Raw genomic sequence first — 12624 nt, 5'->3', positions numbered from 1 at the left:
TTTTTTATTATGAAAAAACTACATTTTATTTTAGCCAGCAGTTTGGTTTTTACACTGCTTTTTTACAACGAAGATTTGGGTCTCAATTGGGCAATTTTCGGGATGATGCAAATCGCCTTAATTTGTTATTTCTTCCAAGAGAAATTTACCAGTAGATTACATTTGATTTTAGTGGTTACATCAGTTCTGTCTTGCTTTGCGTTTGCTTGGTATGGTGATTTTCCATCATTTTTTGCCATGGCTTTGTCAGTTATTTTTTTACAATTCAAAACACAGGAACCAAAACTTAAATTGTTACAGGCTTTTCCTTTGGTGTTTATCAACGGAATCGCTTCGTTAGGTCGCATATTGATGTTCAGTCAATATCTTCCTAAACGAAAAGTCAATAACAGTTTTGCTAAAAAACTGATTGCTTATTTTGTTATTCCAGTCCTATTTCTTGGGTTGTTTTTAATCGTATATTCTTTTGGAAGCGACCATTTTTCGTCTTTGTTTACCAATTATTATTTAGATATTGATGCTCGGCAAGTATTTGTACTTACCGCTTTAGGATTTTATATTTCGTTCACTTTTTGGAATTATTGGATTCCTGAGGTTTGTTATGAAAAGAATGATATACTGAACAATGATTTTAAGGAAGAAGCCAAAACGCAAAATCAGAATTCATTTTCGTTTCTGGGTATTGATTTTGAAAGAAGAAGTGGCGAGATTACGTTGTTTCTTTTAAATGCGCTTCTTTTGGTTTTCATAGCAACTTATAATTACGAACAGTTTTTTGAAGTGGTCAAAAAATCTAACTTAAGTTCTGATACACACGAAAGAGTAAATGCCGTTATTTTCTCAATCATAATGGCAGTTGGCGTTATTTTATTCTATTTTAAAGGAGGATTTAATTTTGATGAAAAAGCTAAAAATCTTAAAAAATTAGCTAAGATTTGGATTCTTTTAAACGGAATTTTAATAATATGTGCCATAATCAAAAACTCAGAATATGTTTCGTTTTTCGGATTGACTTATAAAAGGTTAGGTGTTTATGCTTTCTTGATTCTAGCCATAATTGGATTGGTAATTTCTTTTATAAAAATCACTAAGCAAAAAACAAATGCTTTTCTTTTCAATCAAATGATTTGGTATTTCTACGGAACAATTTTACTATGCAGTTTTGTCAACTGGGGAAATCTGATTACCAATTATAATATTTCGGTAAACAAAGGTGTTGAACAACGTTTTTTGAGAAGTTTGAATTTTAATCATAAAGCTTATTATGATTATTTTAAGCTCCATCCGGAAGATGTGGAAGACAAACACGATTATAAAGAAGGTTATGTAGCGCGTGTTCAAAATGAAACGATTTTGTCGAAATCCCTCTATTTTGAATTTTTAGATACTAATAAATAAAAAAAATGCCATCAGCAACGGCCGATGGCATTTTTTATTCTTGATAATCACCTCTTTTCTTAAATCTTGGGTCGTCTTTTTTAATGAATTCGGTTCTTCTTTTTGGTGCTTCTGTTTTGGGTAAACTGGCTTCTTCAGTTTTACTTGAAGGTTCAATCAATTCGTTTAATTCTTTTATTTCAGCATCGGTTAAATCGCGATATCGACCAACAGGGACATCTAATGAAATATTGATAATTCGGATGCGTTTTAGAGCCGTAACATCATACCCTAAATATTCGGTCATTCTACGGATTTGACGGTTTAAACCTTGTGTCAAGATAATTTTAAAAGTGAATTTACTGATTTGTTCCACTTTACATTTTCGGGTAACGGTATCCAAAATAGGAACTCCATTACCCATTCTTTCTATGAAACGATCTGTAATAGGTTTGTTTACTGTGACCGTATATTCTTTTTCGTGATTGTTTCTGGCGCGCAATATTTTATTTACGATGTCACCATCGTTAGTCATGAAAATCAGTCCCTCGCTCGCTTTGTCCAATCTTCCGATTGGAAAAATACGTTTGGGGTAATTGATGTAATCTACAATATTATTGCGAACATCTAAATTTGTAGTACATTCAATTCCTACCGGTTTATAGAAAGCAAGATAAACGGGCTTCTCATTTTTCTCACGGATTAGTTTACCGTCAATACGCACTTCGTCATCTGGGGAAACTTTTGTCCCTAATTCCGGAACGACTCCATTGATGGTTACACGACCTTCTTCAATTATTTTGTCTGCTTCACGGCGGGAGCAATACCCAGTTTCTCCTATGAATTTATTGAGGCGTTTTAGATTTTCTTCCATGATGCAAAAGTAGTGCTAAATTGTTTAATCGTTTACGTGGTAATTTATTTATTTGAAAAATTGGGAAGTCAGTAAAAGATTTTGTGGATATCTTATTTAAGTTATTTTGTTTCAAATAAGAATTGAGCCACCTTTTTGTATAATTCATCGTCGTGCATGCTGTGTCCCAAACCTTTAGTTTCGATAAAAACTGAATTTTTCCATGCGCCTGCAATTTTTTTACCTTCCTCAAATAAAACTACCGTGTCGTCAATGTCATGGGCTATTAGTCCTTCTATATTTAATTTAGAAGCAAACATTTTACCTGAAAAATGTTCTAATTGCAGTTTAAAATGATTTAAATAATGGTTTTCTAAAGCTTTAGAAATTTTAGAGTTCAAGCTTAATAACGCAATGTAATTATTAAGGATAATATTGAAATCACTTGGCGCTCCCAGTATTACCATTTTTTTAAGGGAATCATTTTGATATACCGATTGATAATACAAACAGGTTTTTCCGCCCATAGAATGTCCTATCAGGTATTGTGGTTTGAATTTTTGGACAGCAATATGAATAAATTCGGCATACTGAGGAATGCTAAATTCTTTTCCGCTGGATAAGCCATGTGCCGGAGCATCGATGGCAATAATGGTACTTCCTGATTTTTTTAAATAAGGTAAGATGTTCTCCCACCGGGAAGCGTTGCTTTCCCATCCATGAACCAAAAGAATAATGGTGTCATTTCCTTTCCATGTATACGTTTGAAAAGAATGCTCTCCTTGATGAAACGTTTCGGATTGTGCTTCTTGTAGAATTTCAGGAAGATTCTCTTTTGATAGCTTTCCTTCTCTGGGTTCACTAAAAAAAGCATACGCGAGTTGCGAAGCTTTCTTTGGAAATACAAAACTCAAAATGTTAATGTACAATCCAATGGATTTCGTGAAAATAAAAAACAACAATTTCTTCATAATAAAAAAGCCTCCGATTTGGAGGCTTAAATGTAATTAGAATTTAGAAAACAATTGTTCCATTTTCTCTTTTTCTTCGTCGGCCAATGTGCTGTCGACTAATATTCTTCCTGAATGTTCATCAGTGATGATTTTCTTTCTTGAAGCAATTTCTACTTGTGTCTGAGGTGGAATCGTAAAGAATGATCCTGCAGATGCTCCTCTTTCAATAGAAACAACAGCTAATCCATTACGAACACTTGTTCTGATTCTAGTATAAGCTTTCAATAATCTTTCTTCAATCAAAGCTTGGTATTCAGCTGATTTCTCAGATAAAAAAGCTTCTTCTTTAGCAGTTTCAGCCATGATAGCGTCTAACTCTGATTTTTTATGTTTCAAATGATTAGATTTTGCTTCTAATCTTTCTTTTGAATTTGAGATTACTTCTTTCTTGTGCTCGATAGAAGCTTTCATTTCTTTAATTTGTTTTTCAGACAATTGAATTTCTAATTCTTGAAATTCAACCTCTTTAGTCAACGAATTAAATTCTCTGTTATTACGAACAGTTTCTTGTTGCTTCGTATATTTTTTGATAGCCTCTTTGTGCTCATCAATTGCATTCTTTTTTACCTTGATAAGATCTTCGATAACTTCAAGTTCACTTTTCAATTTTTCTGAACGGGTGCTTAAACCTGCAACTTCATCTTCTAAATCCTCTACTTCTAAAGGAAGTTCCCCTCTTACATTTCTGATTTCGTCAATTCTAGAGTCAATTAGCTGTAAATCGTAAATTGCTCTTAACTTGTCCTCAACACTTAATTCTTTCGTATTCGCCATATTCTATAAGTACTTAACTGGATTTGAATTTTCTTCTGATAAAATAACTGCAAAATTAAGGATTTTTTTCCGAAGATACTCAACAATATAATTTTTTGTATAGCGTTCGCTTTCAAAATGTCCAATATCGGCCAATAAAAGCCTATTTTCGGCTTCATAAAACTGATGATACTTCAAATCAGCAGTCAAATAAGCATCGGCACCAGCCCGAATCGCATTTTTTATCGCAAAACTTCCTGCTCCGCCAAGAACTGCCACTTTTTTTATTTCCTTTCCTATAAAGTTAGAATGTCGAATGCCATCAGCTTGCATTTTCTCTTTTGCAAAAAGCAAAAACTCTTTTTCTTTCATGGGATTTTTTAATTCGCCAATCATTCCCAAGCCAATATTTTGATGTTGGTTTTGCAAGTCATAAATTTCATACGCCACTTCTTCATAAGCATGGCTTCTAAATAATGCTTTTAGAATTTTATTTTCTAAATGTTTTTCGAAAGTGACTTCGATTTTGATTTCGTCTCCTTGTACAAATTCGAATCGTTCGCCAACTTGAGGATTACTGTGTTCATTTCCCATATAGGTTCCAATTCCTTTCGAATTAAAACTGCAATTTTCATAATTTCCAATAGTTCCCGCTCCGGCATCAAATAGTGCATTTCGAACTTCTTCCGCATTTTCAGGAATCGTATAAGTTACAAGTTTGCGAATGTAATTTTGTTTTGGAATCAGGATTTTAGTGTTAACCAATCCCAAGGCATCACAAAATATTTTATTTACGCCTTCTTGATGATTATCCAAAGCGGTGTGAACGGCGTAAATGGTAATGTCGTTTTTTATGGCTTTGATAACTGCTCGTTCCACGTAGTTTTTGCCCGTTATTTTTTTTAAACCCGAAAATAATATGGGATGAAAACAAACAACCAAATTGCATTTTTTTGCCATCGCTTCGTCGATTATATTTTCTAAAGCATCATGGCAAACTAAAATTCCTGTCGCTTCTGCTTCTTGATCTCCAACCAATAAACCCACATTGTCAAAATCTTCAGCATAGGCGAGTGGAGCCATTTCTTCGAGTACAGATACTATTTCTTTGATTTTCATTTTCATTTTTTTTCGAATTAACAAATTAACGAATAAACAAATCAACTTTTTTTATAAAGATAAAATATTCTACTTTCGTAAAATGAATTTACTACGAAAATTACTGTTTCCGTTTGCCATTTTATATGGTCTGATAACGAGTATTCGGAATTTTCTTTTCGACAAAGGCATTTTAAAATCTTATTCTTTTGATTTACCCATTATTGCTGTTGGAAACCTTAGCGTTGGCGGAACCGGAAAAACACCTCAAATTGAATATTTGATTCGGTTGCTTTCGGATAAATATAAAATTGCCACGTTAAGCCGCGGTTATAAAAGACAATCTGAAGGATTCATTTTGGCTGATGCCAGTTCAAATGCTGCTATTCTTGGAGACGAGCCTTTTCAGTTTTATCAAAAATTCAAAAATATCAAAGTTGCAGTTGATGCCAATAGAAAAAATGGAATAGAACAACTACTTTCTCAATCCAATAAACCAGAAGTTATTTTGCTTGACGACGCTTTTCAACATAGAAAAGTGAAAGCAGGTTTCTATATTTTACTGACTTCATACGGCGATTTATATTCGGATGATTTTATCTTGCCAACAGGTAATTTACGGGAGAGTAGAAGTGGAGCTCAAAGAGCGAATATAATTATAGTTACAAAATGTCCTACTTCTCTTTCGCTTGACGCGCAAAATGAAGTTAAAAAGAAATTGTACCTTTCTAAAAATCAAGAATTATATTTTACGTACATCGATTATGACGATTGTATTTATTCTGAAGATAAAAAGATAAAAGTAGGCGAAATTAAATCGCTTGATAAAGTACTAATTGCGGGAATTGCTAAGCCCGATCCGTTTTTTGATTATATTAAAAAGGAAAATGATATCTGTTTGTCATTTCCAGACCATCATAATTTTACCGATAAAGATATTTTAGAAATTAAAAATTTAGCTCAGAACAGCCTTATTATCACTACCGAAAAAGATTATGTCAGGTTAAAAGGAAGTTTGACTAGTGAGCAACTTTTTTATATTCCCATAAAAAGTTCTTTTGTTTCAGGAAGTGAAAATTTTGATAAAGTTATCTTGAACTATATTTTAAACAATTAAAATTCAAATCTTCAATAAAGTATTTTAGCGGTTTTTAATTTGTATAATAATTTGGCTCGCATATTTAATTACTCAATTTATCGAAATAAAGGTATTTCAGCAGTTGTATTAGGTTGTTTACAGATATAAAGTATCAATTGACTATTTTATAGATTAGGTTTGACATTGTAATCAATTTTAACAATTGTTAACTTCTTAATCAATTATAATGGAAAGTTGATTTTAGAAAATTCTTCACAAAAATGCACTATAAAGGATCCTCCTTAAAGCATTAATAAATCAACAAACTAAATCCCATTTTATTTAATTCTGATGAAAAAAAAAGAATTATATAGTATAATAGCTATCGCTCTATTTTTATTTCCAAATGTAAATTTCGCTCAAGTTTTAAATTTAGGAACACTTTCAAATTTTGAAGCTTATTCCGGTACTGGAGCAGTTTCTAATATTGGAACCTCACAATTTACGGGTGATATTGGTACAAATGTAGGAGCAATAAGTGGATTTGGTTTACCGACTACTTTTAATGGTATTCCACAAAATGCAAATGCCATTACTACCCAAGCCAAAATTGATTTGCTTAGAGTTTATATTCATCTAAGTGATCTTTTTGTCACAAATACAAGTCATGCTGCTGCTTTTGGAAGTGGTGAAACTATTACGCCTGGGGTTTATTCCATTGCTGGTGCAGGGTCTTTGGCAGGAAGTATTACTCTTGATGGTCAAGGAAATCCAAATGCAGCATTTATAATTAAGTTTGAAGGCGGATTTTCCGCTGGAGCAAGTTCAACTATAGTATTGAGTAATGGAACTCGCGCTTGTAATGTTTTTTGGATTGCTGAAGGAGCAATTTCAATAGGAGCATCAAGTATTACAAAAGGAACTTTAATTGCCCATCCTGGTGCAATTACTGTAGGCGCTAATGGAAATCTAGAAGGAAGAATGCTTTCTTCTGAAGGTGCAATAACTTTTGGACCTGGTTTAGCATATCCTCCGGCTGGTCCAATTACAATTCCGATAAGTTGTGTAAATACATGTAACAATACTATTTTAGGAACTGTTGCCAATTTTGCTCTTTTTACAAGTAAAGGTGCCGTTGCAAATGCTGCTACATCTGGAATAATTGGTGATATTGGTTCAAATGCTGGCGATATAAGTGGTTTTGAAAGCTCAACTGTAGCTGGATCTTTTTATAATGTTGACGCAAAAACAGCCCAAGCTAAAATTGATTTAGAATCTGCGTATGTTCAACTTTATAATACACCAAATACAAATATGTCTCATACGCCAGCTTTTGGGAGTGGAGAAACTTTAAATGCAGGAGTTTATTCGATTTTAGGAGCAGGTTCTTTAACGGGAACAATAACTCTGGATGGTCAAGGAAATCCTGATGCACTTTTCATCTTTAAGTTTGATGGAGCATTTACAACTGCTGCACAGTCGAAAGTGATTTTGGCAAATGGAACTCGAAGATGTAATGTTTTTTGGATAGCTGAAGGTGCAGTTTCTATGGGAACTTTTACTTTTATGAAAGGAACTCTTATTGCTCATAACGGAGCAAATACTATGGGAGCAAATGGTAATCTAGAAGGTAGAATGCTTTCAACTACCGGTGCAATAGGCTTTAGTACTGGAGTTATTTATACCAATACGTTATGTTTTAATGATGTTTTAGATACCATCTCTGCTGTTGATGATACCGCAACAATTGTTAATTCATCCTCAAATTCAATAGGATTTGCAAATGTTTTAGCTAACGATACACTTAATGGAAATAGTATTTTACCAGCAGATGTAACTACTACTTTTGTTAATTCTAGTAATGTTGATATTTCTTTATCTGGAGTAGATGTAGTAGTTTCTCAAGGAACTCCTGCGGGAAATTATACACTTACATATCAAATTTGTCAAATATCTAATCCAAACAATTGTAGTCAAGCTTTAGTTTCATTAACCGTATTGTGTGAGCCAGTAGCAATTCCAACTATAACAATCCAACAACCATCAGTAGCTCAAAACAGAGCAATTATAACAGTAAATTCGCCTATTGGGCCTGGATATACTTATAGTGTTAATGATGTAGATTTTCAAACTAACGTTGTTTTTACAAATGTTCCTTCAAGACAAAAATACAATGTAACTGTTAAAAAAGATAATTGTTTTTCGACAACAGCGGTTACAGTTTATTCTCAGCCATCAAATTAAAAAAGGAAACTATCTTAGAATTAAAATAATAAAATAATTAATTTTTTGATTTTTAAAAGATTCTTTTTCACCTAAATTAGGCTTGATATTTTTAACTATATTTGATTATAAATCACTTCTAATAGCAGTACTTTAAACGATGTACTATGAAGTTTTTTCTAAAATAAATTAGATTAAATTATGTGGGAACAAGTACAAGAAACCGTTAGTTATATTAAAGGAAAAATAGATTTTACACCTGAATATGGTGTGATTTTAGGTTCTGGATTAGGCAGTTTTACTGACGAAATGAAAGTAGAATTTACATTGCCTTACAATGAAATTCCAAATTTTCCCGTGTCAACTGTTCAAGGTCATAAAGGTGCATTGGTTTTTGGAACAATAGGCGATAAAAAAGTAGTTGCAATGCAAGGACGATTTCATTTTTACGAAGGCTATTCGATGAAAGAAGTGACTTTTCCAGTGCGGGTAATGAAGTTTTTAGGTGTTGAAAAATTAATTGTTTCAAATGCATCCGGTGGAGTGAATCCAAAATATAAAGTAGGTTCTATTGTCATGATTACGGATCATATAAATATGACGCCGGAACATCCTTTGCGGGGAAAAAACGATGAACGCTTTGGGCCACGTTTTGTAAATATGAGTGAGCCCTATTCCAGAAAAATGATTGCTAAAGCTACTGAATTAGCAAATGAATTAAATATTGAGGTTCATGAAGGAATTTATCTTGGTTTGCAAGGTCCTACTTTTGAAACTTTGGCCGAATATAGAATGGTAAAAATTCTTGGCGCTGATTGCGTAGGAATGTCAACTGTTCCCGAGGTGATTGTGGCGCGTCACATGGATTTAGAAACATTCGGAATTTCTGTGATTACTGATATGGGAGATGAAAAAAGTATAGGGGCTATTTCTCACGATGAAGTTTTAGAAGCCGCTAAAAATGCAGAACCAAAAGTCAGAAGTCTTATTAAAGAATTGATTTTAAAATATTAGTATCACTACACATTTTTAGCAATTACGGCATAGAAATCTTCTGGTATGAATGGTTTGGTTACAACATCATTCATGCCAAAGGATAAAAGCATATCTCGGTTTTCATCTAATGAGATGGCGGTGAGTGCAATTATAGGTGTTTTAGTGTCAAATTTTCTAATTTCTTCTGTAGCAATAGTTCCATTGATTCCTGGTAAATGGACATCCATAAGAATCAAATCAAATTTGTTGTTTTTTACTATTTCTATAGCCTCTTCACCATTGTCAATTATTTCGCAAAATATTCCTTTATTGCGAAGCATTTTTTCGGTAATCATTTGATTGATTTTATTGTCTTCCACTAAAAGTATTTTTTTGTTTCTTAAGGAAGAATCATCATATGGTTTTGGTTTTTCTTCAATGTTTACTGCTTGCGAGCCTAGTTTAAATTGTAATTCGAATGAAAAAGAAGAGCCTTTTCCTTCTACACTATTTAAATTTATTCTTCCGCCCAGAATTTTAATCAATTTTTTTACAATTGTTAAACCTAAACCAGTTCCACCATATTTGCGATTGATTTCTATTGAACCTTGTGAAAAACTATCAAAAACACTTTGCAATTTATCGGCCGGAATTCCAATTCCTGTATCAATTACTTCAAAATATAAAGTTGCTTTTTTATCTTTTAAAGAATGAAGTTTTGCAATTACACTAACATCACCGTTTTTAGTGAATTTAAGTGCATTATTAATTAGATTCATCATTATCTGAGATAATTTTGTAGGATCACCAATCAAATAATCAGGAATAGCGGGGTCAATTTCGAGTTTGAATTTATTGTTGTTTACTAAAGCTAATTCTTTTAAAGAGTTCTGAATGTCTTCTAATAATTGTTTAAGATTAAAGTTGATGTATTCTATTTCAAGCTTATTAGAATCAATTTTATTAATTTCCAGAATTTCATTTATAAACTTTGTAAGATAATCTCCTGAAAATTTTAAGGAAGACAAATAGTTCATTTGAGATTTTTTTGGATTTTCTTCTAATAATAAATGGGCTATTCCATTTATGGCATTCAGGGGTGTTCGAAGTTCATGGCTTACAGTCGATAAAAATTCAGATCGGGCATTAGAAGCTCTTTCCGCTTTCTCTTTAGCAATTTCTAACTCTTTGTTTTTTTCTTTCAGCATTAGATTGGATTGTGTTCTAATGATATTGTTTTTATACAAGGACAAGCTTAATAAAGATAAAATAGAAATTAATGCAATTGCCAAAATACTGATTAACTTAGAAAATTTACTTGTTTTTTCCTGCTGTTTATTTTCTTGGTTAACTTGTGCTAATTCTTTTAAACGTTCGGATTCTTTAAATTTATCATAATCATCAATTCCCAGTCTTTCATTATTTAAAATTGAAATGCTTTCTTTTAGATTAAGGTGTTGTTTCAAATAAGAATAGGCATTATTTTTATCCAGCATTTTTTCATATACGGAACTTAATGCCAGTAGAATATTTGATTTTTGCTCTAAATCTTCATTTTTTTCATTTAGTTCTAATGCTTTGTTCAGATAATTTAAAGCCAAGTTGTATCTGTCTTTTGTAGCTTCAATAGTCCCAATTTGATATAGGGCCTCTGCTTTAGAATCTACTATTGCTGGACTGTCCGGTTTTGCAATAATGGTTTTAAAAATTGTCGATGCTTCTTCTGAATTTCCTGTCGACTTACTAATTATTCCTCTTTGAAGTGTTAGTATTTCGGCAGTATCTATGATTTTTAATTCGTCAAATATGGATTGAGTTTGGTCAAAACAAATTTCGGCATCAGCAAAATTTGATTTTGCAACATAGCATATACCAAGATAATAGTAAGAATAGGCGTATGTGGCCGTTGGGTTTAAATTTTTATATAATGCAATGCTTTTATGAAAAGTTTCAATGGCATCATTGTATTTTTTTAAATCAAAATAAATTTTAGCCAAACTATACGTTTGATTTGCCTGAGCTTGGACATCGCGAATCTCTCTAGTGTAATTTATTGCTTTTTGCGTGTATAAAAGAGCATTCTTGTACTTGTTATTTAAGATATTGGATTTACTTAAATTACTGTAATATGAAATGCTATCTGTTTTCTCATTGGTTTGAGAATACAGAACTGAATTTAAAAAAAAGATAAAAATGAAAAGGTATTTCATTTATAACTAAATTTTTATTGTTAATTTTTCTTGCTTTCTACCAAAAGAATTAAATCAATAATTCTAGATGAATACCCTATTTCATTGTCATACCATCCTACTACTTTCACCATTTTATCTATTACCGAGGTGAGTTGGGCATCAAAAAGACAAGAGTTTCTATTTCCAATAATATCGACAGAAACAATTGGATCTTCCGTATAATCGAGAATCCCTTTTAAGTTAGTTTGTGCGGCAGTTTTGAAAGCAGCATTTATTTCGTTTATGGTAACAGCTCGTTTTACATTGAATGTAATATCCGTTAAGGAACCATCTGGAACAGGGACTCTAATACCGCATCCACCAATTTTCCCTTGCAATTTAGTGAAAATTTTTGTTAATGCCTTAGCTGCACCTGTAGTTGTAGGAACAATGGATTGACTTGCTCCTCTAGCTCTGCGTAAATCTTTATGTGGTTGATCGTGTAAACTTTGATCTGTAGTATAGGAGTGAATAGTAGTAATATAGGCTTGCTCAATGCCGCAAAGCTCATCAATGACTTTCATCATTGGTGCCGCATTATTCGTTGTGCAGCTGGCGTTGGATATAATGGTTTCAGTGCCGTCGAGAATATTCTCGTTTACACCCAGAACAACCGTTTTTATGGTGTCTACTTCTGAAGGTGCAGAAAGAATTACTTTCTTGGCTCCAGCCAAAATATGAGCATTTATTTCTTCAAAAGTGCGGTACTTTCCAGTCGACTCAATTACATAATCGATGTCTAAACTTTTCCAATCTAAGTTGGGAATACTTTTTTCGTGAAAGAACAAAAAATGTTTTCCATCTATAGAAAAACCTTTTTCATCAGGACTTACAGTAAATGGTAAAACCCCATGGATACTATCGTATTTCACTAAATGCGCCATGGTTTTTTTATCAGCAATATCATTTATGGCAACGACTTCAATGGTTGGATGGTTTAAAAGCAAGCGAAATAAATTCCGACCAATTCTTCCAAAACCATTAATGGCAATTCTTGTTTTCAAATGGATTCGTTTATTCGTT

The 12624-nt window shown here is 32.6% G+C and carries 10 protein-coding genes; 4 read left to right on the top strand and 6 right to left on the bottom strand.

The genetic code is table 11. From position 1 onward, the window contains the following. Positions 1-9 precede the first annotated feature (9 nt). Positions 10-1398: a DUF4153 domain-containing protein gene (locus tag ACM55H_RS13995; protein WP_416837087.1), complete on the top strand. Its 1389-nt coding sequence runs from the start codon at positions 10-12 to the stop codon at positions 1396-1398. A 34-nt stretch (positions 1399-1432) separates the two neighbouring features. On the opposite strand, the gene rluF is transcribed toward ACM55H_RS13995, so the two are convergent. The 4 genes from rluF to ACM55H_RS13975 all read right to left on the bottom strand — a co-directional run bounded on the left by rluF (position 1433) and on the right by ACM55H_RS13975 (position 5115). Next, positions 1433-2251, bottom strand: coding sequence for a 23S rRNA pseudouridine(2604) synthase RluF (gene rluF / locus ACM55H_RS13990; RefSeq protein ID WP_416837085.1), 819 nt, complete (start codon positions 2249-2251; stop codon positions 1433-1435). A gap of 101 nt (positions 2252-2352) precedes the next feature. Further along, positions 2353-3201 carry an alpha/beta fold hydrolase gene (locus tag ACM55H_RS13985; protein WP_416837084.1) on the bottom strand — a complete coding sequence of 283 codons (849 nt, stop codon included), beginning with the start codon at positions 3199-3201 and terminating at the stop codon, positions 2353-2355. A 36-nt stretch (positions 3202-3237) separates the two neighbouring features. Further along, positions 3238-4017, bottom strand: a complete 780-nt coding sequence (locus ACM55H_RS13980) for a zinc ribbon domain-containing protein (protein WP_039110089.1) — start codon at positions 4015-4017, stop codon at positions 3238-3240. 3 nt (positions 4018-4020) lie between these two features. Continuing rightward, a complete protein-coding gene (locus ACM55H_RS13975; protein ID WP_416837083.1) occupies positions 4021-5115 on the bottom strand; it encodes a Nif3-like dinuclear metal center hexameric protein in 1095 nt (364 codons plus the stop codon). 82 nt (positions 5116-5197) lie between these two features. On the opposite strand from ACM55H_RS13975, the gene lpxK reads away from it, so the two are divergent. The 3 genes from lpxK (at position 5198) to ACM55H_RS13960 (ending at position 9409) form a co-directional block, all read left to right on the top strand. Then, positions 5198-6211 carry a tetraacyldisaccharide 4'-kinase gene (lpxK, locus tag ACM55H_RS13970; RefSeq protein WP_416837082.1) on the top strand — a complete coding sequence of 338 codons (1014 nt, stop codon included), beginning with the start codon at positions 5198-5200 and terminating at the stop codon, positions 6209-6211. A gap of 312 nt (positions 6212-6523) precedes the next feature. Continuing rightward, positions 6524-8416, top strand: coding sequence for an ice-binding family protein (locus tag ACM55H_RS13965; RefSeq protein ID WP_416837081.1), 1893 nt, complete (start codon positions 6524-6526; stop codon positions 8414-8416). 180 nt (positions 8417-8596) lie between these two features. Further along, entirely contained in the window at positions 8597-9409 is an 813-nt protein-coding gene (locus ACM55H_RS13960; protein WP_416837080.1) for a purine-nucleoside phosphorylase, read from the top strand. Positions 9410-9414: 5 nt separating this feature from the next. On the opposite strand, the gene ACM55H_RS13955 is transcribed toward ACM55H_RS13960, so the two are convergent. Together ACM55H_RS13955 and gap are read right to left on the bottom strand one after the other, a co-directional pair. Further along, on the bottom strand, positions 9415-11580 hold the full coding sequence (locus tag ACM55H_RS13955) for a tetratricopeptide repeat-containing hybrid sensor histidine kinase/response regulator (RefSeq protein ID WP_416837079.1): 2166 nt from the start codon (positions 11578-11580) through the stop codon (positions 9415-9417). 20 nt (positions 11581-11600) lie between these two features. Beyond that, positions 11601-12605, bottom strand: a complete 1005-nt coding sequence (gap, locus tag ACM55H_RS13950; RefSeq protein ID WP_416837078.1) for a type I glyceraldehyde-3-phosphate dehydrogenase — start codon at positions 12603-12605, stop codon at positions 11601-11603. Positions 12606-12624: the final 19 nt, after the last annotated feature.

This window comes from Flavobacterium cryoconiti, assembly GCF_048158645.1.
GTDB classification, from domain to species: domain Bacteria; phylum Bacteroidota; class Bacteroidia; order Flavobacteriales; family Flavobacteriaceae; genus Flavobacterium; species Flavobacterium cryoconiti.
This window is presented reverse-complemented; position numbering and strand designations above follow the sequence as displayed.